The sequence below is a fragment of the Rathayibacter sp. AY1E3 genome, from assembly GCF_002932235.1.
GTDB lineage: Bacteria > Actinomycetota > Actinomycetes > Actinomycetales > Microbacteriaceae > Rathayibacter.
Genome location: NZ_PSVN01000017.1, coordinates 32,253 through 58,196 on the forward strand (window position 1 = coordinate 32,253; position 25,944 = coordinate 58,196).

Genomic DNA, 25,944 nt, shown 5'->3' on the forward strand with positions numbered 1-25,944 from the left:
CCTCAGCCGCGCGGTGCCTCAGCCGCGCGGTGCGTCAGCCGCGCGGGGCGGCGGCGCGCGCGGTAGGCCCGGACCTTCGACCGGTTCCCGCAGCGCTGCATCGAGCACCAGCGGCGCGAGCCGGCGCGGGACGTGTCGAGGTAGAGCATCCGGCACTCCGGATCCGCGCAGCGCCTCAGCCGTCCGGCCACGGCCGGGCCCAGCAGCCCCACGGCCTCCCGGGCGATGGACGCGAGCGCCTGCCTGCCCGCCGCGTGGAGCCGTCCTGCCTGCCGCGACCCTCCGCCCAGCACCGGTGGGATGTCGGGCATCGCCGCGACCAGGTTGACCACGTCGACGTCGCGCGGGTCGAGCGCGGTGCCGGCCTCGGCCGCGACGGCCAGCCGGGCGATCGCGCCTCGGAGCATCAGCGCGTCGTCCAGGCGCGCGTCCCTGCTCTCGGGGCCGACCGCCTCGAAGCGCTCGGCGAGCCAGGCCGCCAGGGCGGCGTCGGAGTCGAGGTGCTCGGCCGCTCCCGGAGGCAGTGCTCCGGTCGTGGCGAAGTCGAGTGCGAGGCTTCCGGAGTCGAACCACCAGCGCCGGCCGTCGGCCTCGGGGAGCCACTGCCCGGTGACCGGCGTGCGGCCGCCGTGAGAGGCCTCGTCCGGGGTCACGGCGCCGGGACCGGTCGGCGCCGCCACTGGATCGCGTTCGCGGGCTCGAACCGGCGCGCGCAGCGGCCGCAGGCCAGGGGCCGGGTGGGCCGGCGATGGCGGTAGAAGAGGTGTCCGCCCGGGCAGGTGCCGACCCACGGCGCGAGCTCGTCCGCGGTCGGGTTGCTGTGGGTGCGCGATCCCGTGTAGCCGAGCCGTGCTGCGATCCACCGCCACGGCGGTCCGTGCCCGGCGTCGGGCCCCGCGAGCGCGTGAGCGACCTCGTGCAGGAGGGTCTGCCGGACCTCCTCGTCGCTCCAGCGGGCGGCGAGGTGGCGCGAGACCGTGATCCGGCGGCGCGTCCAGTGGCAGGCGCCGCCGCGGGTGCGCGCGTGGTCGAGCGCGAAGGACCAGGAGGGGTCGAGGTGCTCCTCGATCAGCGCGTCGGCCCAGCGGGCCACGTCCTCGAGGTCGGCCACCGGTGGCGCTGCCTAGGACTCGTCGCCGTCGGCGCGGCGGCGGCCGCGGGCGGTGCCGTCGGTGCGGGCTTCGCGGTCGGTCCCGTCCTGGAACTCGGAGGCGGCGGCGTAGCCCAGGCGCGCGACCTCGAGCTCCTCCTCGGGGACCCCGACGCGCTCGCCGAGGACGGTCGCGGCGTCGAAGTCGCGCATCGCCCGGCCGTACTCGCCCAGCTCGAAGAAGGTGAGGCCGCGGTGCTTGAGCGCGAAGGAGTGCTCGAGGTGCCACTCGTGCGTGCGCGCCTCCTCGACGCAGAGCGCGAGCTCCGAGAGGGCCTCGTCGGTGCGGCCCCGCAGCTGCATGAGGCGGGCGCGGCGGACACGGGCGGTGAGCAGCTCGGCGCGGTCGCCGGAGAAGCGGGTGCGGCGGACGGCCTCGTTCGCGAGGTCCCACGCCTCGTCGACGCGCCCGAGCAGGCGCAGCAGCTCCGCCTTCTCGGTGAGCGCGGCGAGGCTGCGCAGCGCGCCGATCTCCTCCAGGCGCTCCTGGGCGGCGTCGACGTCGATCTCCTCGTGGAGGGTCGCGGGGTCGTGGCGGATGATGATGCTCAGGGCGATGCTTCCTCGTGGAGTGCGGATCCGGGTCGTCGCGCGCGGCGGACGAGAGGACGGTCGGGGTCGCTGACCCCGGCGTCGAGTGTACCGGCGGGTCCCCGGACGGCGCCCCGACGCGCGGCCCGGATCAGCCCCGTCGCACCTGGAAGATGCTCCGCGCCGGCAGCGGCGACGGGGTGGCGGTCGCGTCCGTGACGACGAGGGCGCCGGCGATGAAGTTCTCGAGCTCCCGCCCCTGCACCAGCTTGGAGGGGGCGGGGTCGGAGGCGAGGCGCCGCGGCAGGCCGTCGAGCGGCAGCGGATCGGCCGAGGCGAGCATCACCACGTTCCCGAAGCGCTTGGCCTTGAGCATCTGGGTGTCGGTCATGATCGCGGTGTGCGCGAAGACGGAGGCGAGCGTCGCGGCCTGGGCGCGGGCGAAGGCGAGCGCGCCGCCGTCGGCCACGTTCACAGCGATCAGGCCGCCGGGGGCGAGCAGCGGCGCGATCGCCCCGTAGAACTCGGCGCTGGTCACGTGCGCGGGAGTGCGCGCGCCCGAGAAGATGTCGACGACGACCACGTCGACCGTGCCGCGCAGCCCGGGCGGCAGCTTGCCGAGCACCTCGCGGGCGTCGCCCTGGCGGATGCGGATCTGCGCCCCGCGGGGGAGCGGGAGCGCCTCGCGCACCAGCTCGACCAGAGCGCCCTCGATCTCGACGACCTGCTGGCGCGAGCCCGGCCGGGTCGCGGCGACGTAGCGGGGGAGGGTCAGCGCTCCGGCGCCCAGGTGGAGCGCCGTGACGCTCTCGCCCTCGGGGGCGACGAGGTCGATCGCGTGGCCGATCCGGCGGACGTACTCGAACGAGAGGTGCGTCGGATCCGCGAGGTCGACGTGCGACTGCGGAGTGCCGTCGACGACCAGGGTCGCCGCGTCGGGCGAGTGGCGGTCGGGCTCGATCCGCGCGGTGTACCCGCTGGCGAGCACGGTGCGGGGGTGCTCGGAGTCGTCTCCGCGTCGGCGGCCGGTGCGTTCCTGCATCCGACCAGTCTGCCGCGGCGGCGGGACGGCGGGGCTCCGCGCCCGCCCGGTCGGATCGATCCTGGAGGCCGTGGCCTCGTATACCGGACCCCGCGGGGCGGCGCAAGCATCCGCACTTGCGCGGCGTGGCGCGATGCGGCTATATTCGTACTTTGCGCTCCCGAGTACCCATGCCCTCATATCGCGGTCGGCAGGTCACCGGAACCCGGCATCAGATGGTGGATGTCGTTGCCACACTCTAGCCCCGCCCCCAAGACCGAGTCGCCTCGGTCCGCACGGCGTGCGGGCAGGGGTGGCGGCCCGTCCGGCGGGAGCCCACTCCACACATCCCACAGATTGAGACCCGCGAGGGTCTACGGAGGTTCCTTCCTTGGCTGCTGCGTCCACCGCGACCACCACCTCACCCAAGAACGGACGCGGAGCTTCGCGTCTCTCGTTCGCCAAGATCAGCGACACCCTGACCGTTCCGGATCTGCTCGCGCTGCAGACCGAGAGCTTCGACTGGCTCGTCGGCTCGGAGGCGTGGAAGACCCGCGTCGCCGAGGCGAAGGCCGCCGGCCGGGAGGACCTCCCCGCCAACTCCGGCCTCGACGAGATCTTCGAGGAGATCTCCCCGATCGAGGACCTCAGCGAGACGATGCAGCTGAGCTTCACGAACCCGTACCTCGAGCCCGAGAAGTACACGATCGAGGAGTGCAAGGAGCGCGGCAAGACCTACGCCGCTCCGCTGTACGTCGAGGCCGAGTTCATGAACCACCTCACGGGTGAGATCAAGACCCAGACGGTCTTCATGGGCGACTTCCCGCTGATGACCGAGAAGGGCACGTTCATCATCAACGGCACCGAGCGTGTCGTCGTGTCCCAGCTCGTGCGCAGCCCCGGCGTCTACTTCGAGCGCCAGCAGGAGAAGACGTCCGACAAGGACATCTACTCCGCCCGCGTCATCCCGAGCCGCGGCGCCTGGCTCGAGTTCGAGATCGACAAGCGCGACCAGGTCGGCGTGCGCATCGACCGCAAGCGCAAGCAGTCGGTGACCGTGTTCCTCAAGGCCCTCGGCCTGACGAGCGAGGAGATCCTCGAGCAGTTCGCCGGCTACGAGTCGATCGAGCTGACCCTCGAGAAGGACAACATCCTCACCAAGGAGGACGCCCTCCGCGACATCTACCGCAAGCTCCGTCCGGGCGAGCAGGTCGCCGCCGAGGCCGCCCGCGCGCTGCTGGACAACTTCTACTTCAACTCCAAGCGCTACGACCTCGCGAAGGTCGGCCGCTACAAGATCAACCGCAAGCTCGGCATCGACAAGGCGCTGTCCGACTCGGTGCTCACGGTCGAGGACATCATCGCGACCATCAAGTACCTGGTCGCCCTGCACGACGGCCGCACCGCCCTCCCCGGCGTGCGCGACGGCGAGCCGGTCGAGCTGCGTCTCGACGTCGACGACATCGACCACTTCGGCAACCGCCGCATCCGCGCGGTCGGCGAGCTGATCCAGAACCAGGTCCGCACCGGACTGTCCCGCATGGAGCGCGTCGTCCGCGAGCGCATGACCACGCAGGACATCGAGGCGATCACCCCGCAGACCCTGATCAACGTGCGCCCCGTCGTCGCCGCGATCAAGGAGTTCTTCGGGACCAGCCAGCTGTCGCAGTTCATGGACCAGAACAACCCGCTCGCGGGTCTGACCCACAAGCGCCGCCTGTCGGCGCTCGGCCCCGGCGGACTCTCTCGTGAGCGCGCCGGCGTCGAGGTCCGCGACGTCCACCCCTCGCACTACGGCCGCATGTGCCCGATCGAGACCCCGGAAGGCCCGAACATCGGCCTGATCGGATCGCTCGCGTCCTTCGCGCGCATCAACTCGTTCGGCTTCATCGAGACCCCGTACCGCAAGGTCGTCGACGGCACCGTCACCTCGCAGATCGACTACCTCACCGCGTCCGAGGAGGACGAGTACCTGGTCGCCCAGGCGAACGCTCCCCTCACGAAGGACTTCCGCTTCGCGGAGGGCAAGGTCCTGGTCCGCCCCAAGGGCGGAGAGGTCGAGCTCGTCGACGCCGAGCGCGTCCACTACATGGACGTCTCGCCGCGCCAGATGGTCTCGGTCGCGACCTCGCTGATCCCGTTCCTCGAGCACGACGACGCGAACCGCGCGCTCATGGGCGCGAACATGCAGCGTCAGGCCGTCCCGCTGCTGCGCAGCGAGTCGCCCGTCGTCGGAACCGGCATGGAGGGCTTCGCGGCCATCGACGCCGGCGACGTCATCACCGCCGACAAGGCCGGTGTCGTCCAGGAGGTCTCCGCCGACTCCGTCACCGTCCAGCTGGACGAGGGCGGCACGCAGACCTACTTCCTCCGCAAGTTCGACCGCTCCAACCAGGGCACCTCGTACAACAACCGCGTGGTCGTCTCGGCCGGCGAGCGTATCGAGGTCGGCGAGGTCGTCGCCGACGGCCCCGCCACCGAGAACGGCGAGCTCGCGCTGGGCAAGAACCTGCTCGTCGCGTTCATGCCGTGGGAGGGCCACAACTTCGAGGACGCGATCATCCTCAGCCAGAACCTGGTGAAGGACGACGTCCTCTCCTCGATCCACATCGAGGAGTACGAGGTCGACGCCCGCGACACCAAGCTCGGCAAGGAGGAGATCACCCGCGACCTCCCCAACGTCAGCCCGGAGCTCCTGGCCGACCTGGACGAGCGCGGCATCATCCGCATCGGCGCCGAGGTCCGCCCCGGCGACATCCTCGTCGGCAAGGTCACGCCCAAGGGCGAGACCGAGCTCTCGGCCGAGGAGCGCCTGCTCCGCGCGATCTTCAACGAGAAGAGCCGCGAGGTCCGCGACACGTCGCTGAAGGTGCCCCACGGCGAGCAGGGCACGATCATCGGCGTCAAGGTGTTCGACGCGCAGGACGGCGACGACGAGCTCGGCTCGGGCGTCAACCAGCGCGTGGTCGTCTACATCGCCCAGAAGCGCAAGATCACCGAGGGCGACAAGCTCGCCGGCCGCCACGGCAACAAGGGCGTCATCTCGAAGATCCTGCCGGTCGAGGACATGCCGTTCCTCGCCGACGGCACCCCGGTCGACATCGTCCTCAACCCGCTCGGCGTCCCCGGCCGCATGAACTTCGGCCAGGTCCTCGAGATCCACCTCGGGTGGATCGCGAAGCAGGGCTGGAAGGTCGAGGGTCAGCCGGAGTGGGCCGCGCGCCTGCCCGAGCACGCCCGTGAGGCGGCGCCCGGCACCAAGGTCGCGACCCCCGTCTTCGACGGTGCGGCGGAGGAGGAGCTCGCAGGGCTCCTCGACTCCACCACCCCGACGCGCGACGGAGAGCGCCTGATCGGCTCGTCCGGCAAGACGCAGCTGTTCGACGGCCGCTCCGGGGAGCCCTTCCCGGACCCGGTCTCGGTCGGCTACATGTACATCCTGAAGCTGCACCACCTCGTCGACGACAAGATCCACGCGCGCTCGACGGGCCCGTACTCGATGATCACCCAGCAGCCGCTCGGTGGTAAGGCGCAGTTCGGCGGACAGCGCTTCGGCGAGATGGAGGTGTGGGCCCTCGAGGCCTACGGCGCCGCCTACGCCCTCCAGGAGCTCCTCACCATCAAGTCGGACGACATCCTCGGCCGCGTGAAGGTGTACGAGGCCATCGTCAAGGGCGAGAACATCCAGGAGCCCGGCATCCCGGAGTCCTTCAAGGTCCTCATCAAGGAGATGCAGTCCCTGTGCCTGAACGTCGAGGTCCTCTCGGCCGACGGCACCGCGGTCAGCCTGCGCGACACCGATGACGAGGTCTACCGCGCCGCGGAAGAGCTCGGCATCAACATCTCCTCCCGGTTCGAGTCGTCCTCCGTCGACGACATCTGATCCGCGCCAGCATCTGACGACCTCCCGTCTCTGACGAGACACCCTGTTTTCCGACAAGGAGAAAACATTGCTCGACGTAACCACTTTCGATGAGCTGCGCATCGGCCTCGCAACGGCCGATGACATCCGTCGCTGGTCGCACGGTGAAGTGAAGAAGCCCGAGACCATCAACTACCGCACCCTGAAGCCCGAGAAGGACGGCCTGTTCGGCGAGCAGATCTTCGGACCCTCTCGCGACTGGGAGTGCTCCTGCGGCAAGTACAAGCGAGTCCGCTTCAAGGGCATCGTCTGCGAGCGCTGCGGCGTCGAGGTCACCAAGTCCTCGGTCCGCCGCGAGCGGATGGGCCACATCGAGCTCGCCGCCCCCGTCACCCACATCTGGTACTTCAAGGGCGTCCCCTCGCGCCTCGGATACCTGCTGGACATGGCGCCGAAGGACCTCGAGAAGGTCATCTACTTCGCGGCGTACATGATCATCGACGTGGATGACGACGGCCGTCACGCCGACATGCCCGGCCTCGAGAACGAGCTCCGGCTCGAGATCAAGACCCTCTCGGACCAGCGCGACTCCCGCATCGCGGACCGCCTGGCGCGCCTGGAGACCGACCTCGCCGCCCTGGAGGCGGAGGGCGCCAAGAGCGACCAGAAGCGCCGCACCAAGGACGGCGCCGAGAAGGAGATGGGCCAGATCCGCAAGTCCTTCGACGAGGACATCGCGCGGCTCGAGAGCGTGTGGGAGCAGTTCCGCACTCTCAAGGTCGGCGACCTCAAGCCCGAGGACGCGGTCTTCAACGAGCTCGTCGACCGGTACGGCGTCTACTTCGAGGCCTACATGGGCGCCGAGGCGATCAAGAAGCGCCTCGAGCAGTTCGACCTCCAGGCCGAGGCCGAGACGCTGCACCTGCAGATCGCCGAGGGCAAGGGTCAGAAGAAGATCCGCGCCATCAAGCGCCTGCGCGTCGTCAACTCGTTCCTCGCCACCGGCAACTCGCCGGCCGCGATGGTCCTCGACGTCGTCCCGGTCATCCCGCCGGAGCTGCGCCCGATGGTGCAGCTCGACGGAGGCCGGTTCGCGACCAGCGACCTGAACGACCTCTACCGTCGCGTGATCAACCGCAACAACCGACTCCGCCGCCTGCTCGACCTCGGTGCCCCCGAGATCATCGTGAACAACGAGAAGCGCATGCTCCAGGAGGCGGTCGACGCCCTCTTCGACAACGGCCGCCGCGGCCGCCCCGTCACCGGAACCGGCAACCGCGCCCTGAAGTCCCTGAGCGACATGCTCAAGGGAAAGCAGGGTCGCTTCCGCCAGAACCTGCTGGGCAAGCGCGTCGACTACTCGGGCCGCTCGGTCATCATCGTCGGCCCGCAGCTCAAGCTGCACCAGTGCGGTCTGCCCAAGCAGATGGCGCTGGAGCTGTTCAAGCCGTTCGTGATCAAGCGCCTGATCGACCTGTCGCACGCGCAGAACATCAAGGCCGCCAAGCGCATGGTGGAGCGCTCGCGCCCGCAGGTGTGGGACGTGCTCGAGGAGATCATCCGCGAGCGCCCCGTCCTGCTGAACCGTGCGCCCACGCTGCACCGTCTCGGCATCCAGGCCTTCGAGCCCCAGCTGGTCGAGGGCAAGGCGATCCAGCTGCACCCGCTCGTCTGCGCCGCGTTCAACGCGGACTTCGACGGCGACCAGATGGCCGTCCACCTGCCGCTGTCCGTCGAGGCCCAGGCCGAGGCGCGCATCCTGATGCTCGCGTCGAACAACATCCTCAAGCCCTCGGACGGCCGTCCGGTCACCCTGCCCACGCAGGACATGATCATCGGCCTCCACCACCTGACGACGATCCGCGAGGGCGCCGCCGGCGAGGGCCGCGCGTTCTCCTCCGTCTCGGAGGCGATCCTCGCGAAGGACCAGGGCTCGCTGCACCTGAACTCGAAGGTCAGGATCCGCATGTCGGACGTGTACTTCGCGCAGGGTCAGGCACCCGAGGGCGTCGAGATCGACGAGAACGGCAAGGTCACCGCGCCGGTCCTCCTCGAGACCACGCTCGGCCGCGCCCTCTTCAACGAGGCGCTGCCGGTCGACTACCCCTACTTCGAGCAGGTCGCCGACAAGACGACCATCTCCGGGATCGTCAACGACCTCGCGGAGCGCTACCCGAAGGTGGAGGTCGCCGCCTCCCTCGACCGGATCAAGGACGCCGGCTTCTACTGGGCCACCCGCTCGGGTGTCACCGTGGCGCTGTCCGACATCCTCACGCCTCCGTCGAAGCCCGAGATCATCGCGGGCTACGAGAAGAAGGCCGCGAAGGTCGAGTCCGAGTACGACAAGGGTCTGACCACTCAGGCCGAGCGCCGCCAGGAGCTCGTGAAGATCTGGACCGAGGCGACCGACGAGGTCGCCAAGGCCATGCGCGCGAACTTCCCGACGGACAACACCATCAACCGTATGGTCACCTCCGGTGCCCGCGGCAACTGGCTGCAGGTGCGCAACATCGCCGGCATGCGAGGCCTGGTGAACAACCCGAAGGGCGAGATCATCGCCCGACCGATCATCTCCTCGTACCGCGAGGGCCTGTCGGTCGCCGAGTACTTCATCGCCACGCACGGTGCCCGCAAGGGCCTGGCCGACACCGCGCTCCGCACCGCGGACTCGGGCTACCTGACGCGTCGACTCGTCGACGTCTCGCAGGACGTCATCATCCGCGAGGAGGACTGCGGCACCTCGAAGGGCCTCGACCTGCCGATCATGCTCCAGGACGCCACCGGCGCCTGGATCAAGGACTCCAACGTCGAGAACTCCGTCTACGCCCGTTCGCTCGCCACCCCGGCGTCGAACGAGGCCGGCGAGCTCGTCGCCGAGGCCGGCGAGGACGTGGGCGACGTGCTCATCGAGAAGCTGGTCGGAGCGGGCGTGCGCCACATCAAGGTGCGCTCCGTCCTGACCTGCGAGTCCGCCGTCGGCGTCTGCGCGGCCTGCTACGGCCGCTCGCTCGCCACCGGCAAGCTCGTCGACATCGGAGAGGCCGTCGGCATCATCGCGGCCCAGTCGATCGGCGAGCCCGGCACGCAGCTCACGATGCGCACCTTCCACACCGGTGGATCGGCCTCGGCCGACGACATCACGCAGGGTCTTCCCCGCGTGCAGGAGCTCTTCGAGGCCCGCACCCCCAAGGGCGCGTCGCCGATCGCGGAGGCCGCCGGCCGGATCACCATCGAGGACACCGACCGTGCCCGCCGCGTCATCCTCCAGCCGGACAACGGCGACGAGGCGGTCATCTACCCGGTGCTCAAGCGCTCGCAGCTCCTCATCGAGGACGGCCAGCACGTCGAGCTCGGGCAGCAGCTGCACGTCGGAACGGTCGACCCCAAGGAGGTCCTGCGCGTGCTGGGCGTCCGCGAGGTCCAGAAGCACCTGGTGGGCGGCGTCCAGGGCGTCTACCGCTCGCAGGGTGTGCCGATCCACGACAAGCACATCGAGGTCATCGTGCGTCAGATGCTCCGCAAGGTCACCGTGGTCGACCACGGCGACACGGAGCTGCTGCCGGGCGAGCTCGTCGACCGCTCGCGCTACAGCGAGGTCAACCGTGCGGCTCTGACCGAGGGCAAGCGGACCGCGTCCGCCCGCCAGGAGGTCATGGGCATCACCAAGGCCTCGCTCGCGACCGAGTCGTGGCTGTCGGCCGCGTCCTTCCAGGAGACCACCCGCGTCCTGACGCAGGCGGCCATGGAGGGCAAGCGCGACCCGCTGATGGGCCTGAAGGAGAACGTGATCATCGGAAAGCTGATCCCGGCGGGAACCGGTCTGCCCAAGTACCGGAACGTGTCGGTCGAGGCGACCGAGGAGGCGAAGGCCGAGCGGTACCCCAACCGCATCTTCGCGGACGACGCCGCGTTCAGCGACGCCGACCTCTCGTTCGTCGACTTCGACTCGTTCTCGAGCGACGGCTACGAGCCGGGCAACTACAGCTGATCCAGGTGAGCTGAACGATCGAAGGCCCCGTCGGGACACCGGCGGGGCCTTCGTCGTCCCCGACCCGCGGTCACCCGCACGGGGGGCCGCCCGTTCGCGACGAGCGGCCTTCCCCGCAGGAGCGGGGTGATTGACTCGATGGGTGCTCGTCGGGTCGAGCCTGTACCCGTTCCCCGTCCTGGTCGCGGCACGTGAGGAAACGCGCGGATGAGACTCGTGATCGTCGTGCTGGCCGCACTGCTCGTGGTGGTCGGCGTCGTCGTGGTGCCCGCGGTGCGGGCGGAGGCGGCAGAGGCGGTCACACCCTCGTCCTGCGGCGTCGCGGAGCTGGCTCCCGTGCTCGCGGGCGACGACGTCCGGCCGCGCTCCGCCGCCGCGCTGGTCCCCATCGTGATGCTGCACGGCTGGCTGGGCACGGCGACGCACGACGCCGACCGCACAGGGGCCTTCTCCCATCTCGTCGACATGGTGTCGTCGGAGTCGGCGACCGCTCCGCTCGACGCTCCCGAGCCGTCCCTCCTCGGCCGGCTGCAGCAGATCGACGGCGCCGCGGTCTACACCTTCGACTACCGCCGGCTCGCTGCGCGCTGGGTCACCGACCCGGGGATCAGCGACGCGCTCGCCTCCTCGATCGCCTGCCTCGTCTCCGCGACCGGGCACCGCGCCGTCGTCGTCGCGCACTCGATGGGAGGGCTCGCCGCCCGCCAGGCGCTGAGCGGCTCGGTCGACGGGACCGCCGTCGCCTCGATGGTCTCGTCCGTCCTCACCTTCGGCACCCCGAACACGGGATCCGACGTCGCGGAGCGCCTCGGACGGATGGTCGACGACTCCGGTCAGGTCAGCCCCGCGGTGATCGCAGGACTGGACCCGCAGAGCCGGCTGAGCGTCTCGGCGATGCTCGCCTCCTGCGGGGACGCCGTCTCGGAGGACGCCGAGCACGCGGGGGAGTGCACGGGAGTGCCGATGATCGACGCCCTCGCCTCGGCGGCGGGCAAGGGCCTGCGGACGGGATCGACCGAGCTCGGCTCCCTGCCGCCCTGGCCCGCCGGCGTGCACGTGACGGCGCTGGTGGGTGACATCCAGGTGACCGCCGCGGTGGCGCTCGGCCTCGCCACCGCGCCGGTCGACCTCGGCGACATCATGGTCGCGACCGGATCGGCGACGGCCGGAGTCGACGACTACGTGGTCTCGACCTGCCGCTACACCTACCTCGCCGCGGCGGACGTGCCGTCCCTCGTCGCCGAGCTCTCGCCGTTCGCGCGGCTCGGCGACGCTCTGCGCTTCGCGAAGCTCGTGGTCGACGTCGACGCGAGCCCGTGCCACCACGCGCGGCTGACCCGGAACGTCGACCTCGTCGAGCACGCCACCGGCGTTGTGTCGGACGTCGTCGCGGGCGAGCTGTCCGCTCCGCACGCCTCTCGAGCGCAGACCGCGGCGAGGGCGCTCCCGGCGGCGGAGGAGTCTCGGAGGCGGTCCTCGTGACCGGTGGGGGAAACCGCCGAGGAGACACCATGTCGCGTCAGTTGACGGACGTCTGTCGGGAAGCATACGGTCGGACCGGCCCATGGGGAGGCCGCCTGGGGGACAGGCAGCGCGGCCCGCGCGGCACCCGAGCCGTATGCGCGGGCCGCGCCCGTCTCCGATCTCCTCTCACGTTCCGCGCTCCCTCCGGGTACGCTCGGCTGGACAGTAGATGTCGGAGGCTCCTCCGTGCATCCCGGCGCCGGAGGCCTGATGAGCGACGACCCCCTCGATGCGGAGGAGCCGGCGCGTCCTCCCCGCCTGACCCGCGAGCAGGTCCGCACCCGCCTGCTGGACGCCGCTCTCGCGGTCGTCCGCGCCGAGGGCCTGCGCGTCGGAGTCGCCCACCTGCCCCTCGAGGACGTCATCCGCTCGGCGGGTGTTCCGCGCAGCACCGTGTACCGGATCTGGCCCACTCGCCAGTCGTTCTACGACGAGCTGATCGCCGCGATCCCGGAGCGGGTCCTCGCCACCCGCCTCGACCAGCCGTCCCTGCGGGCCGGGAACTCCCACCTCCACCGCAGCCTCGACCCCGAGCCGACCCCGGCGCAGCGCCGCGAGGCCCTGATCGCCTCCGTCCGGGTCGCCGTCGACGCGAACGTCGACAACGTCTTCTCGTCGCAGCACTGGCGCAACTTCATCGCTCTCGCCGGCGCGGTGGGCTCGCACGAGGAGCCGGCGCGGACCGCCATCGGATCCGCTCTGCGGTCCCGCCAGCTGCACTTCATCGACAACATGGCGAAGTACTACGAGCACACCCTCGCTGAGGCGGGGCTCCGGCTGCGCCCGGACCGCGGCGCCGCCGCTCTCGCCTCCGCCGTCTCGGCCCTGATCGAGGGTCTGTGCATCGCGCGGATCGCGGCACCGGAGCTGGTGACCGGCCCGCTCGACCCGGCCGATCCCGACGGACCGTCGCTGGCGGTGGTGTCGGTGCTGCTGCTGATCGACGGGTTCACCGAACCGGACGAGTGATCCGGGTCGCGAGGTCCGCTCAGTCCTCCGCGACCGGCTCCAGCATCCCGTCGACGATCGAGCGGATCGTCCAGGCCGCCAGGGTCCACTCGACCGGCTCGCCGTCGAGGCCGGGGGCGGTCACCGGAGTGTCGAGGTCGTCGTCGAGGAGCCGGCCGCGGTGGGCGAGCCCGTCGATCACGATCGCGGTGAGGTGGGCGAGCTGGAGCGTCGTGAATCCCGGGCGCATCGTCCCGCCGAAGACCTGCAGCGTCTCCTCGTAGAAGTCGCGCATCCGGCGCGTGAGCATGCCCTCGATCCGCTTCGCCGTGGCGCGCACGGCGTCGCGTGCAGGCCCCTCCTCCATCGAGAAGGTGCAGGCGAGCAGTGCGTTGTACGACGACCAGTCGGCGGAGCGGCGGAGCGACTCGGCATTGGCCCGCGCGCCGATGCGGATGGTCTCCCAGGCGACCCGGCGGCGGCCGGCGGCCGTGGAGAGCAGATCGGTGGAGCGCTCGTAGACCTCGCGCATCTCCTGCTGGGCCTCGGGATCGGCGCCCTCCGCGTACCGGTCCCGCACGAAGACCTCGCCGACCAGGTCGGCCACGAACTCCTCGCGCGTGCTCCAGATCCGGTAGACGGAGCTGCGCGGCACGCCGGCCAGGCGGATGTACTCCTCCATGGGCAGGTGCGCGAAGCTCACCGTGAGGCCGTGGTCGGAGACGACGTCGCGCGCCGTGGCGATCATGCGGCTGCGGACCTGCTCCGCGGGGATCCTCCGGGCCCGCCGGGAGCCCTCTGCGCTGTCGTCCATGGAGAGGGACACTAGCCGGACACGGTGCCGCGGGTGGTCCTCCACGCGCTCCGTGAGCCGATCCGGAGCGCTCTGGGGGCTTCCTCCCACTGAGACGGAATGTCCCATCACGTGCACGACGACGTCGCGGACCGCTACGGTGCAGCCGGGGCGGACCCGAACCTGCCCCTGCTAGGGGACCCCCGTGACCGGATTCGATCGGTTCACGCTGGCCGTCGTCGACGGACCAGCGATCGAGCGCGCCGCGCTGCAGGCGCTGCTCGCGCAGCTGCTGCCGCAGTTCTCGCACGACGAGGAGGGCGTCGACCGCATCGCGGTCCTCGACCTGGACGGCGTGCCCGGCGAGGAGGTGGCCGACACCCTCGAGCGTGCGGCTACCCGGACCGTCGGCCTCGTCGTGCTCTCCTCTTCCGACTCCCTGGAGCCGGTGCGGGCCGTGCTGCGACGGGAGAGAGCGGCCTACGTCTGGAAGGGCGACGACCCCAGCGAGCTCGCCGCGGCGGTCGTCTCCGTCGCCTCCGGCCGCACCTGGATCTCGGACACCGCCCGCCACCGGCTCGTGCACGGGCGCGAGGAGCGCCGCCCGGTGCTGAGCCCCCAGGAGAGCCGTGTGATGCGCGCCTACGGAGCGGGTGCCGCGGTCCGCACCGTCGCGGTCGACCTCAGCGTCGCCGAGCACACCGTCCGCACCTACATCAAGCGGATCCGCGCCAAGTACCTCGAGACCGGCGTCACTCTCGACTCACGGGTCGACTTCTACCGCCACCTCGGCGACCACGACGTCGCCATCCGCCGCGGCGGAGACCGGGTGCGGGCCGGCCTGCAGCAGGCGGCCGGCGACGTGGTCGGCGAGCGCCGAGCCTGAGGCGAGCAGGATCGCGTTCCCGCCGGTGCGCCCCTCGACGAAGGCGGTCGATCCGACCGCTGCGGTCACCGGGAGCAGCTCGCGGACGACCCCGCGCAGGCGGTCCAGCCTCCGGTGGTCGGCGTCGTCGGCGACATTGACCGCGAGGAGCCCGTCGGCGCCGACCCGGGCGGCGAGCGGAGCGAGGACGGACGCGCGGTAGAACGCCTCCGGGATCTCGTCCCCGTCGTAGACGTCGAGCACGACGAGGTCGGCGCTCCAGGGCGGCAGGGGCCCTGCGGCGTCGGCCGTGAGGAGTCGGACGCGCGCGCCGCGGGGGAGCGGCGCGTGCTCGAGCACGAACTCCACGAGTCCCGCCGCGCTCTCCACCGCGAGCTGCTCGGAGCCCGGCCGGGTCGCGGCGACGTACCGGGCCAGGGCCAGGGCTCCGGCTCCGAGGTGCAGCACGCGCAGCGGCTCGCCGGGCGGGGCGGCGGCGTCGACCACCGCGCCGAGGCGCGCGAGGTACTCGAGGTGCAGAGCCCGGGGATCGCCCGGATCGATCAGCGACTGCTCCGCGCCGTCGACCGTGAGCAGCAGCGCCTCCGGCCGCACGGGATCCGGCCCCAGCACGGCTGTGCGGCCTCCCGGCAGCAGGAGGGACGGAGGCATCCCGTCACCCTAGCGCTCCTCGCGCGATCCGCCCCGCCGCCGCTACGGTGACAGGCATGGCCGCCCTGATCCTGCTCGACGTCGACGGCGTCCTGAACCCCTCCGTCCGCAGCGATCGCGCCTCGGGCTCGCACCGCCTGGAGCTCGAGCCGGAGCGGGCGGCGCTCGTCGCCCGCCTGGCCGCGGTCGGCACGATCGTGTGGGCCACGACCTGGCCGCCGCGCTTGACGCGGGTTCTCGCCCAGGACCTCGGGCTGCCGGCGGGCACGGAGGCGATCGTCTTCGACGGCGGCCTCCCGCGCGACCCGCGGTTCCCGGGCCGGACGGGCAAGCTCCAGCCCGTCGCGGTGTGGCTGGAGGCGGCCGCCGAGCGCGGCGCGATCGACGCCGTGGTGTGGATCGACGACAACCTCCACGAGGACGCCTACGACTGGGCCCGCGAGCAGAGCACCCCCTTCCACCTGGTGCGTCCGGAGTCGACGACGGGCCTCACGAGGGACGAGGTCGCCGGTGCCGAGCGCTTCCTGGCCGGACTCCCGGCGTCACACGGCGACATCCGGGAATAGGGCCGCCCCCTCCACTGGTTATCGTCACTCCGGGCGGTTCCGCCGAGCAGCGGTCCGCCCCGGGACGACCCGTCCCCGCGCCGCATCCGGCGCAGCGGGACCGCCACGACTCCGTGATGCACCGAAGGACAACACCGTGACCCTCTCCGCCCGCACCTCCCTGCGCGTCCTGCTCGGCACGACCGCCGCCGCCGCCGCCCTGGTCCTCGCCGGCTGCGCGCCCGCCTCGACCGACGACGTGGTCTCCGGCTCGAGCGGCGAGGGCACCGCCTCCGCGAGCTCCGGCCTGACCCTGGCCGAGGTCGAGGACTCGGGGAAGCTCACCATCGGCACCGAGGGCACCTACCCGCCCTTCTCCTTCCACGCCGACGGCGGGACGGGAGCCCTCACCGGCTACGACGTCGACGTGATCACCGCCGTGGCCGAGAAGCTGGGCGTCGAGCCCGACTTCCAGGAGACGCAGTGGGACGCGATGTTCGCGGGCCTGGACGGAGCGCGCTTCGACGTGATCGCGAACCAGGTCTCGATCAACGACGAGCGCGAGGCGAAGTACGACTTCTCGGAGCCGTACTCGGTCAGCCCCGGCGTCGTGATCGTCCCCTCGAGCGACACCTCGATCACCGACCTCGCCGGCCTCTCCGGCAAGACCACCGCGCAGTCGCTCTCGAGCAACTGGTACACCGTCGCGCAGGAGAACGGCGCCGAGGTCGAGGGCGTCGAGGGCTGGGCGCAGGCCATCGCCCTCGTCGAGCAGGGCCGCGTCGACGCGACCGTGAACGACCGCCTCACCTGGCTCGACTGGTCCACGACCTACCCCGACCAGGCCGCGGGCCTCAAGGTCGCCGTCACCACCGACGACACCTCCGAGAGCGCCTTCACCTTCCCGAAGGGCTCGGACGACCTCGTCGAGGCCGTCGACTCCGCCCTCGACGAGCTGCGCGAGGATGGCACCCTCGCCTCCATCTCCGAGCGCTACTTCGGAGCCGACGTCTCCCAGTAGCCCCACCCCGAGGCGGCTCCTCCCCTTCCGGGAGGGGCCGTCTCGTGCGTGAGCGGCTCCGGCGCGGGGGAGCGGCGGAGTGGCTCAGGCAGCGGGTCCGCCCGCAAGGGCGCCCGCCCCGGCGCGAAGCGTGCCAGCATTCCCCAGGAGGCGGAGACGATCCGCCCCCGACGCCACCACCCGATCGAGCCGACCGCGGATCCTCCCGCGAAGGCGGGAGAACACAATGGACCTCGTCCTCCGGTCGTTCTGGCCGATCCTCTCCGGGGGCATCGTCGGGACGATCCCGCTCGCGCTGGCGAGCTTCGCCATCGGGCTCGTGCTCGCGCTGGCGGTCGCCCTGATGAGGCTCTCCCGGGTGCGGATCCTCTCCTGGATCGCGCGCGCCTACATCTCCGTCATCCGGGGCACGCCGCTCCTGGTGCAGCTGTTCGTGATCTTCTACGGGCTGCCGAGCCTCGGACTGAAGATCGACCCCTGGCCCAGCGCCACCATCGCGTTCGCCCTCAACGTGGGCGGCTACGCGGCGGAGGTGATCCGCGCGGCGATCCTCAGCGTCCCGAAGGGGCAGTGGGAGGCGGCGCACACGATCGGCATGAGCCGCTCGCTCTCGCTGCGGCGCATCATCCTCCCGCAGGCCGCGCGCGTCTCCGTCCCGCCGCTGTCGAACACCTTCATCTCGCTGGTGAAGGACACCTCGCTGGCCTCCCTCATCCTGGTGACCGAGCTCTTCCGGCAGGCGCAGAAGATCGCCACCGCGTCGAGCGAGTTCATGCTCCTCTACCTCGAGGCCGCTCTGATCTACTGGCTCATCTGCCTGGTGCTCTCCAGCGGCCAGGGCCTGCTCGAGAAGCGATTGGACCGCTATGTCGCCCGCTGACACTCCGACCGACGCCCGGCCCGTACTCACGGCCCGCGGCCTCCGCAAGTCGTTCGGCGGGGTGGAGGTGCTGCGCGGCATCGACCTGGAGATCCGCCGCGGCGAGGTCGTCGCCCTGATCGGGCCGTCCGGCTCGGGCAAGACCACCGTCCTGCGCTCGCTGAACAGCCTCGAGGTGCCGGACGGCGGGGTGGTCGAGCTCGCCGACGGCAGTGTCCTCGACTTCGACCGCGGCGTCGGACGGAAGGCGCTGACCGGGCTGCGCGACCACTCCGCGATGGTCTTCCAGCACTTCAACCTCTTCCCGCACCTGACCGTCCTCCAGAACGTGACGGAGGGGCCGCTGCGAGTGCAGCGCCGTCCCGCGTCCGAGGTGGTCCCGGAGGCGGAGCGCCTGCTCGAGCGCGTCGGCCTCGGCGGCCGGGGGAGCGCCTACCCCTTCGAGCTCTCCGGCGGTCAGCAGCAGCGCGTGGGCATCGTCCGGGCGCTCGCGCTGCGGCCCGATCTGCTCCTCTTCGACGAGCCCACCTCGGCGCTGGACCCGGAGCTGGTCGGCGACGTGCTCTCGCTGATGCGGGAGCTGGCGGGGGAGGGCTGGACCATGCTCGTCGTGACGCACGAGCTCGAGTTCGCCCGGCAGGTGGCCTCGGAGGTCGTCTTCATGGCCGACGGCGTGGTCGTCGAGCGGGGCGCCCCTGCGCAGATCCTCCGGGAGCCGCGCGAGCCGCGCACCCGGCAGTTCCTGCACCGCCTCCTCCACCCGCTCGAGTAGACGGTCGGCGCTGTCCCCCGTCGACGGGGAGCCGCGCGGCGCACCGGGCGCGGCGGAAGGCGTGCCTATGCTGTCCGGGTGACCTGGAGCAGCGACGCCGAGACCACGCGGATCCCCTCCGCGACCGAGACGTCCGGCGGAACCGGACCCCAGCCGACCCGGGAGTACGTCTGGCCCGAGCCCGTGACGGGCCGGCAGCCGACCGTCGAGCCCGCCGCCCCGGCCGCCGCGGCGTCCGCCCCCAGCGCCCTCGGGCCGGTCGAGGCCGAGCCCGAGCCGGTCCGGCGCTCCGGCAACCGCCTCGCGGGCCTCGCGCTCGCCCTCCTGACGACCGCGGTCTTCGCCGTCCTGTACCTCGTCGCCCTGACGGCGATCCGCCTCCTCGTCGACCGCGTCGACGGCGACCCGGTCGCCCTCGCGCTCGACGCTGCGCCGACCGCGCTCTTCCTCGCCCCGGTGGCCGCGTTCCTGGTCGGCCTGGCGCTGATCGTGCTGGTCGTGAACCGCGCGGGCTGGTGGGCCTACGTCTTCGGCGGCTTCCTCGTCGCCCTCCTCACGGCCGCGGCCGCGCTGGTCGGCGGCTGGAGCGCCGTCGGACCGCTCGCCCTGCCGATCGACCGCTCCCTCGCGCTCGACTACGTCAGCGATCCCGCCGTCCTCGCGGCGGTCCTCGCCGCCGGCGTCCTCGGCCGGGAGGCGAGCGTCTGGGGCGGCGCCGCGATCGCGGGCCGCGCCCGGGGCGTCAAGCGCCGCAACGCCGAGCGCGCAGCGGCCGCGCAGTCGTGACTCCGGAGGGGCAGGGGCAGGGCCGCGGAGCCGGCCTGGGCTACGGCCTCGCGCTGGCCGGCTTCGCCGCGTTCCTCTACCTCGCCCTGGTCGTCTGCGCGTTCGGGGTCCTCAGCCTCCTGCTGGACCAGGACGTCGTGCCCGAGCGTGACGCCGGCCCGCTGCTGGGGCCGGTGTCGGTAGCGGTCTGCGTCATCGCCGTGCTGGTCGCGATGGTGACCCTCGCCGCCCGTCCCGCCGTCCACCGCGTCCTCGGCCCGTCGCTGCTGACCGGGGTCGTCGTCTACCTGCTCTTCCTCGTCACGGGCGGAGCGCTCTACGGGCTCGGCCGCCAGGAGCCGGGGGAGATCCTCGGCTGGATCCTCGACCACGCCCCCACTGTCTTCGCGATCGCGACCGGCGTGCTCGCGGCCGCCGTCCAGCTCGTGTTCCTCCTGCTCCTGGCCCGTCGCGACGCCGGCGGCCGCAGCCCCCACTGGGGCTGGGAGGGCGACGAGCGGGAGTGACGACGGAGTCCCGGCGCGGCTCAGCGCGGCGCTGCGGCATCTCCCAGGGCGAACGCCGCTCGGTTGACCGGCCCCGTCACTCCCCGTAATATTCTTCGGGTGTGCGCTTTGCCGTGCGCTCGTGTCGTGCCTCCGGGTCGATGCGGTCGCCGCGCTTCGCTCCACCGGGTCCGCGAGGATCCGCGGGTTCGTCCGATCGGGCGGCCCCCACGGCATACCCCTCACCCTCCCGGTCCCGCTCGCGGGGCCGCGGGGTGCGTCGGGTCCAGATGAACTCGGCCGTTCCCGGAGACGGGAGGGCCGAATGTCGACCATCGATCCGCTGTCACCGTGCAGCATTCAAGGAGCAAAACCAGTGCCAACGATTCAGCAGTTGGTCCGCAAGGGACGCACGCCGAAGGTCACCAAGACCAAGGCGCCCGCCCTGAAGGCCAACCCCCAGCAGCGCGGCGTCTGCACGCGCGTCTACACGACCACGCCCAAGAAGCCGAACTCGGCCCTCCGCAAGGTGGCCCGCGTGAAGCTCTCCAACGGCACCGAGGTCACCGCCTACATCCCCGGCGAGGGCCACAACCTGCAGGAGCACTCGATGGTGCTCGTGCGCGGCGGTCGCGTCAAGGACCTCCCCGGTGTCCGCTACAAGATCGTTCGCGGCGCCCTGGACACCCAGGCCGTCAAGAACCGCAAGCAGGCTCGCAGCCGGTACGGCGCGAAGATGGAGAAGAAGTAATGCCTCGTAAGGGCCCCGCTCCCAAGCGCCCCGTCGTCGCAGACCCCGTCTACGGCGCCCCCATCGTCAGCCAGCTCGTCAACAAGATCCTCCTGGACGGCAAGAAGGGCCTCGCCGAGCGCATCGTCTACGGTGCCCTCGAGGGCGTCGCCGGCAAGAACGGCCAGGACGCGGTCGTCACCCTCAAGAAGGCGCTCGACAACGTCCGCCCGACCCTCGAGGTCCGCAGCCGCCGCGTCGGTGGCTCGACCTACCAGGTCCCGGTCGAGGTCAAGCCCCACCGCGCCAACACCCTCGCGCTCCGCTGGCTCACCAGCTACGCGAAGGCCCGTCGCGAGAAGACGATGACCGAGCGTCTCATGAACGAGATCCTCGACGCGTCGAACGGTCTGGGCGCCGCTGTCAAGCGTCGCGAGGACACCCACAAGATGGCCGAGTCGAACAAGGCCTTCGCGCACTACCGCTGGTAGCGCACCCCGCGGCCGCCTCCGGGCGACCGCGACCACCGGGCCCGCGGCGTCACCGCTGCGGGCCCGGTCCCGGCGGCGGATCGCCCGATCCCCGCGACCGGGCGACCGCCACCACCAGAATCCCAGCCATTCGGCCATGAACCCGGTGCGCTGGCTCCATCACCTATCGGAGGAACTCCGTGGCACAAGATGTGCTCACCGACCTGAACAAGGTCCGCAACATCGGCATCATGGCCCACATCGATGCCGGCAAGACCACCACCACCGAGCGCATCCTGTTCTACACGGGTATCACGCACAAGATCGGCGAGGTCCACGACGGCGCCGCGACGATGGACTGGATGGCGCAGGAGCAGGAGCGCGGCATCACGATCACGTCCGCCGCGACGACCTGCTTCTGGAACAAGAACCAGATCAACATCATCGACACCCCCGGTCACGTCGACTTCACGGTCGAGGTCGAGCGCTCGCTCCGCGTCCTCGACGGCGCCGTCGCCGTCTTCGACGGCAAGGAGGGCGTCGAGCCCCAGTCCGAGACCGTCTGGCGTCAGGCCGACAAGTACGACGTCCCGCGCATCTGCTTCGTCAACAAGATGGACAAGCTCGGCGCCGACTTCTACTACACGGTCGACACGATCATCAAGCGCCTCGGCGCGAAGCCGCTGGTCATCCAGCTGCCCATCGGCGCGGAGTCCTCCTTCGAGGGCGTCGTCGACCTGGTCGAGATGCGCGCGCTCACGTGGCGCGGCGACTCGAAGGGCGACGTCGCGCTCGGCGCGAAGTACGAGATCGAGGAGATCCCGGCCGACCTCGCCGACAAGGCGGCGGAGTACCGCGAGAAGCTCCTCGAGACCGTCGCGGAGACCTCCGACGAGCTGCTCGAGAAGTACTTCGGCGGCGAGGAGCTCACCGTCGCGGAGATCAAGGGCGCCATCCGCAAGATGACCGTCAACTCCGAGATCTACCCGGTGCTCTGCGGCTCGGCGTTCAAGAACCGCGGCGTCCAGCCGATGCTCGACGCTGTCGTGGACTACCTCCCCTCCCCGCTCGACGTCCCCGCCATCGAGGCGCACGACGTCCGCGACGAGGAGAAGGTCATCATGCGCCACGCGGACTCGACCGAGCCCTTCTCGGCGCTCGCGTTCAAGGTCGCCGTGCACCCGTTCTTCGGCCGCCTGACCTACGTCCGCGTCTACTCGGGCAAGCTCGACTCCGGCGCCCAGGTCATCAACTCGACCAAGGGCAAGAAGGAGCGCATCGGCAAGATCTTCCAGATGCACTCCAACAAGGAGAACCCGGTCGACTCGGTCACCGCCGGCCACATCTACGCCGTCATCGGCCTCAAGGACACCACCACCGGTGACACCCTGAGCGACCCGGCCGCGCAGGTCGTGCTCGAGTCGATGACCTTCCCGGAGCCCGTCATCGAGGTCGCCATCGAGCCCAAGACGAAGGCGGACCAGGAGAAGCTCGGCACCGCGATCCAGAAGCTCGCGGAGGAGGACCCCACCTTCCGCACCGAGCAGAACCAGGAGACCGGTCAGACGGTCATCAAGGGAATGGGCGAGCTGCACCTCGACATCCTGGTCGACCGCATGAAGCGCGAGTTCAACGTCGAGGCCAACGTGGGCAAGCCCCAGGTCGCGTACCGCGAGACGATCCGCCGCACGGTCGAGAAGTACGACTACACCCACAAGAAGCAGACGGGTGGCTCCGGCCAGTTCGCGAAGGTCCAGATCACCATCGAGCCGATGGAGGTCGAGGCCGACAAGACCTACGAGTTCGTCAACGGCGTCACCGGTGGCCGCGTCCCGCGCGAGTACATCCCCTCCGTCGACGCGGGCATCCGCGACGCCATGCAGGTCGGCGTGCTCGCCGGCTACCCCATGGTCGGCGTGAAGGCGACCCTGGTCGACGGAGCGGCGCACGACGTCGACTCCTCCGAGATGGCGTTCAAGATCGCCGGCTCGATCGCGTTCAAGGAGGCCTCGCGCAAGGCGCAGCCGGTCCTCCTCGAGCCGCTCATGGCCGTCGAGGTCCGTACTCCCGAGGAGTACATGGGCGACGTCATCGGCGACATCAACTCGCGTCGCGGGATGATCCAGTCGATGGAGGACGCCACCGGCATCAAGGTCATCCGGGCCAACGTCCCGCTGTCCGAGATGTTCGGCTACATCGGAGACCTGCGCTCGAAGACCTCGGGCCGCGCCGTCTACTCGATGACGTTCGAGACCTACGCCGAGGTCCCCAAGGCCGTGGCCGAGGAGATCGTCCAGAAGAACAAGGGCGAGTAGCTCCGCCCCTGGGCCGTCGCCGTTCCCCGGAACGGCGGCGGCCTGGTAGTGTCGTGCGGGTTTGCTGCCGAGTGCAGCGCGCCCCCTGTCGCAGCGGGACGGCCGCACGACCACTGCCGGTAACATACGTACACAAAACCCCCGCAAGTCCTCCTGTCCTCGTGCCGCCCCGTGCGGCCGCCCGGATGCGGATGCTTGCACCTAAGTCCTGAGGAGGACCCACAGTGGCTAAGGCCAAGTTCGAGCGGACCAAGCCGCACGTCAACATCGGAACCATCGGTCACGTCGACCACGGAAAGACCACGCTCACCGCGGCGATCTCGAAGGTTCTGGCGGACAAGTTCCCGTCCGCGACCAACGTCCAGCGTGACTTCGCGTCGATCGACTCCGCTCCCGAGGAGCGCCAGCGCGGCATCACGATCAACATCTCGCACGTCGAGTACGAGACGCCGAAGCGCCACTACGCGCACGTCGACGCCCCGGGTCACGCCGACTACATCAAGAACATGATCACCGGCGCGGCCCAGATGGACGGCGCGATCCTCGTGGTCGCCGCCACCGACGGCCCGATGGCTCAGACCCGTGAGCACGTCCTCCTCGCCAAGCAGGTCGGCGTCCCCTACCTCCTCGTCGCGCTGAACAAGGCCGACATGGTGGACGACGAGGAGATCCTGGAGCTCGTCGAGCTCGAGGTCCGCGAGCTCCTCTCGTCGCAGGGCTTCCCCGGCGACGACGCCCCCGTCGTGCGCGTCTCCGGCCTCAAGGCCCTCGAAGGCGACGACACCTGGACCCAGTCGATCCTCGACCTGATGGACGCGGTCGACGAGTCGATCCCGGACCCGGTGCGCGACAAGGACAAGCCGTTCCTCATGCCGATCGAGGACGTCTTCACGATCACCGGTCGTGGAACCGTCGTCACCGGCCGTGCGGAGCGTGGAACCCTCGCTCTGAACTCCGAGGTCGAGGTCGTCGGCATCCGCCCGACGCAGAAGACCACGGTCACCGGAATCGAGATGTTCCACAAGCAGCTCGACGAGGCCTGGGCCGGCGAGAACTGCGGTCTGCTCCTCCGCGGCACCAAGCGCGAGGACGTCGAGCGCGGCCAGGTCGTCGTCAAGCCGGGTTCGGTCACGCCGCACACGGACTTCGAGGGCACCGCGTACATCCTGTCCAAGGATGAGGGTGGGCGTCACAACCCGTTCTACGCGAACTACCGTCCGCAGTTCTACTTCCGCACCACCGACGTCACCGGCGTCATCACGCTGCCCGAGGGCACCGAGATGGTCATGCCCGGCGACACCACCGACATGACGGTCGCGCTGATCCAGCCGATCGCCATGGAGGAGGGCCTCGGCTTCGCCATCCGTGAGGGTGGACGCACCGTGGGTGCCGGTACGGTCACCAAGATCATCAAGTAGGTCCGTCCTACCGATCTCTCGAGAGGGGTCGTCCGCTTCGGCGGGCGGCCCCTCTCGTCGTTCCCGGGGACGCCCGGCTAGCGTGGCGGCATGCCCTTCGTGAAGAGCGACCCCCGTGCCCTCCCGCAGTTCTTCGAGTGGGAGGCGGCCGGCCTGGACTGGCTGCGCGAGGCGGACGGCGGTGCGCGCTGTGTCGGGGTGAAGAGGGTGTCGCCCGGGCGCATCGAGCTGGAGGAGATCTGCTCCGCGCGACCCTCCGCCGAGTCGGCTCGGGCCTTCGGCGCCGCGCTCGCCCGGACGCACGACGCCGGAGCCGCGGCGTTCGGAGCGCCGCCCCCGGGATGGACCGGCCCCGCCTACATCGGCCGCCGCGAGATGCCGTGCCGCCCGGACGACTCGTGGGGGCGTTTCTACGCGGAGCAGCGGGTGCGGCCGTTCCTCGGCCCCGCCGTGGAGGCGGGCAACCTCGCGGCAGCCGAGTCGCGGCTCATCGAGCAGGCTCTGGGCCGGGTGGCGGCCGGAGCCTTCGACGACGGTGCGGGGCCCGCCCGGATCCACGGGGACCTCTGGACCGGCAACGTGCTCTGGACGGCGGACGGCGCCGTCCTGATCGACCCCGCCGCTCACGGGGGACACCGCGAGACCGATCTGGCGATGCTGGCCCTCTTCGGTGCTCCGCACCTCGACGCCGTCCTCGAGGGCTACCGCGAGCAGCATCCGCTGGGGGCCGGCTACGAGGAGCGGGTGCCACTCCACCAGCTGCACCCGCTCGCCGTCCACGCCGCCGGTCACGGTCCCTCCTACGGCCGCGCCCTGGCAGACGCTGCGGAGCAGGTGATCGCACTGGCCGGTTGACCGGCGCGCCCGCACCGTTCCCCCAGCCGGGAGCGCCACACTGAGGCACGCGCCGCCCTGTGCGCGTTTACAAGGAGGCATCATCGTGGATCTCGGGAAGCTCGGACGCCAGGCCGGCGAACTGCTCAACAGCCGGAAGGCCCAGGACGCGCTGCGGAGCGAGAAGGCCGAGCAGGTCTCCGACCAGACCCTCGAGAAGGCGGGCGAGATCGCCAGCCGCCTCACCAACGGCAAGTACGACGACCGCATCGAGGACCTGAAGCGCCAGGCCGACAAGCGGATCGGCAACGAGTAGCGGCTGCCGACCGACTGC

22 protein-coding genes are annotated in these 25,944 nt (G+C 70.9%); 17 read left to right on the forward strand and 5 right to left on the reverse strand.

Annotated features, from left to right (window positions below):
- Positions 1-2 precede the first annotated feature (2 nt).
- The 4 genes from C5C53_RS13395 to C5C53_RS13410 all read right to left on the reverse strand — a co-directional run bounded on the left by C5C53_RS13395 (position 3) and on the right by C5C53_RS13410 (position 2,723).
- A complete protein-coding gene (locus tag C5C53_RS13395) occupies positions 3-653 on the reverse strand; it encodes a CGNR zinc finger domain-containing protein (RefSeq protein ID WP_104267777.1) in 651 nt (216 codons plus the stop codon).
- Positions 650-1,111, reverse strand: a complete 462-nt coding sequence (locus C5C53_RS13400; protein WP_104267761.1) for a SprT-like domain-containing protein — start codon at positions 1,109-1,111, stop codon at positions 650-652. Before C5C53_RS13400 ends, C5C53_RS13395 begins: the two co-directional genes overlap by 4 nt.
- Positions 1,112-1,123: 12 nt before the next feature.
- Positions 1,124-1,453 (reverse strand): hypothetical protein, encoded by a 330-nt coding sequence (locus C5C53_RS17185; RefSeq protein WP_181127771.1) that lies wholly within the window; start codon positions 1,451-1,453, stop codon positions 1,124-1,126.
- 379 nt (positions 1,454-1,832) lie between these two features.
- Entirely contained in the window at positions 1,833-2,723 is an 891-nt protein-coding gene (locus C5C53_RS13410) for a spermidine synthase (protein ID WP_104267762.1), read from the reverse strand.
- 370 nt (positions 2,724-3,093) lie between these two features.
- Between C5C53_RS13410 and rpoB the strand changes: the two genes are divergently transcribed.
- The 4 genes from rpoB to C5C53_RS13430 all read left to right on the forward strand — a co-directional run bounded on the left by rpoB (position 3,094) and on the right by C5C53_RS13430 (position 13,045).
- On the forward strand, positions 3,094-6,585 hold the full coding sequence (rpoB, locus tag C5C53_RS13415; protein WP_104224581.1) for a DNA-directed RNA polymerase subunit beta: 3,492 nt from the start codon (positions 3,094-3,096) through the stop codon (positions 6,583-6,585).
- 67 nt (positions 6,586-6,652) lie between these two features.
- Positions 6,653-10,552: a DNA-directed RNA polymerase subunit beta' gene (locus tag C5C53_RS13420; RefSeq protein ID WP_104224580.1), complete on the forward strand. Its 3,900-nt coding sequence runs from the start codon at positions 6,653-6,655 to the stop codon at positions 10,550-10,552.
- Between the two features lie 207 nt (positions 10,553-10,759).
- A complete protein-coding gene (locus C5C53_RS13425; protein ID WP_104267763.1) occupies positions 10,760-12,034 on the forward strand; it encodes a triacylglycerol lipase in 1,275 nt (424 codons plus the stop codon).
- Positions 12,035-12,286: 252 nt separating this feature from the next.
- The gene (locus C5C53_RS13430; protein WP_104267764.1) at positions 12,287-13,045 is read left to right on the forward strand and encodes a TetR/AcrR family transcriptional regulator; all 759 of its coding nucleotides are present in this window, start codon (positions 12,287-12,289) and stop codon (positions 13,043-13,045) included.
- A 19-nt stretch (positions 13,046-13,064) separates the two neighbouring features.
- Here C5C53_RS13430 and C5C53_RS13435 read toward each other — a convergent pair whose 3' ends face one another.
- A complete protein-coding gene (locus C5C53_RS13435; protein WP_146083740.1) occupies positions 13,065-13,838 on the reverse strand; it encodes a TetR/AcrR family transcriptional regulator in 774 nt (257 codons plus the stop codon).
- Positions 13,839-14,022: 184 nt separating this feature from the next.
- Here C5C53_RS13435 and C5C53_RS13440 point away from each other — a divergent pair, with 184 nt between their 5' ends.
- From C5C53_RS13440 to C5C53_RS13500, 13 genes are all read left to right on the forward strand, one after another.
- Complete coding sequence (locus C5C53_RS13440) at positions 14,023-14,703, forward strand: LuxR C-terminal-related transcriptional regulator (protein ID WP_104267766.1); 681 nt, start codon at positions 14,023-14,025, stop codon at positions 14,701-14,703.
- Positions 14,704-15,410: 707 nt separating this feature from the next.
- On the forward strand, positions 15,411-15,920 hold the full coding sequence (locus C5C53_RS13445; RefSeq protein WP_104267767.1) for an HAD domain-containing protein: 510 nt from the start codon (positions 15,411-15,413) through the stop codon (positions 15,918-15,920).
- A gap of 136 nt (positions 15,921-16,056) precedes the next feature.
- On the forward strand, positions 16,057-16,920 hold the full coding sequence (locus C5C53_RS13450) for an amino acid ABC transporter substrate-binding protein (RefSeq protein ID WP_374953121.1): 864 nt from the start codon (positions 16,057-16,059) through the stop codon (positions 16,918-16,920).
- 226 nt (positions 16,921-17,146) lie between these two features.
- Positions 17,147-17,800 carry an amino acid ABC transporter permease gene (locus tag C5C53_RS13455; RefSeq protein WP_104224574.1) on the forward strand — a complete coding sequence of 218 codons (654 nt, stop codon included), beginning with the start codon at positions 17,147-17,149 and terminating at the stop codon, positions 17,798-17,800.
- Entirely contained in the window at positions 17,787-18,572 is a 786-nt protein-coding gene (locus C5C53_RS13460) for an amino acid ABC transporter ATP-binding protein (protein WP_104226760.1), read from the forward strand. Before C5C53_RS13455 ends, C5C53_RS13460 begins: the two co-directional genes overlap by 14 nt.
- 78 nt (positions 18,573-18,650) lie before the next feature.
- Entirely contained in the window at positions 18,651-19,358 is a 708-nt protein-coding gene (locus C5C53_RS13465; protein WP_104267768.1) for a hypothetical protein, read from the forward strand.
- Positions 19,355-19,864, forward strand: coding sequence for a DUF6121 family protein (locus C5C53_RS13470; protein ID WP_104267769.1), 510 nt, complete (start codon positions 19,355-19,357; stop codon positions 19,862-19,864). Before C5C53_RS13465 ends, C5C53_RS13470 begins: the two co-directional genes overlap by 4 nt.
- Before the next feature lie 355 nt (positions 19,865-20,219).
- The gene (gene rpsL, locus C5C53_RS13475) at positions 20,220-20,594 is read left to right on the forward strand and encodes a 30S ribosomal protein S12 (RefSeq protein ID WP_011186743.1); all 375 of its coding nucleotides are present in this window, start codon (positions 20,220-20,222) and stop codon (positions 20,592-20,594) included.
- A complete protein-coding gene (gene rpsG, locus C5C53_RS13480; RefSeq protein ID WP_068251443.1) occupies positions 20,594-21,064 on the forward strand; it encodes a 30S ribosomal protein S7 in 471 nt (156 codons plus the stop codon). The genes rpsL and rpsG overlap by 1 nt, the downstream gene beginning before the upstream one ends.
- A gap of 179 nt (positions 21,065-21,243) precedes the next feature.
- Positions 21,244-23,358: an elongation factor G gene (gene fusA, locus C5C53_RS13485; RefSeq protein ID WP_104224571.1), complete on the forward strand. Its 2,115-nt coding sequence runs from the start codon at positions 21,244-21,246 to the stop codon at positions 23,356-23,358.
- Positions 23,359-23,582: 224 nt separating this feature from the next.
- Positions 23,583-24,776: an elongation factor Tu gene (gene tuf, locus C5C53_RS13490; RefSeq protein WP_104267770.1), complete on the forward strand. Its 1,194-nt coding sequence runs from the start codon at positions 23,583-23,585 to the stop codon at positions 24,774-24,776.
- Between the two features lie 90 nt (positions 24,777-24,866).
- Complete coding sequence (locus C5C53_RS13495) at positions 24,867-25,631, forward strand: fructosamine kinase family protein (RefSeq protein ID WP_104267771.1); 765 nt, start codon at positions 24,867-24,869, stop codon at positions 25,629-25,631.
- Between the two features lie 85 nt (positions 25,632-25,716).
- Positions 25,717-25,926 carry an antitoxin gene (locus C5C53_RS13500; RefSeq protein WP_159939075.1) on the forward strand — a complete coding sequence of 70 codons (210 nt, stop codon included), beginning with the start codon at positions 25,717-25,719 and terminating at the stop codon, positions 25,924-25,926.
- Positions 25,927-25,944: the final 18 nt, after the last annotated feature.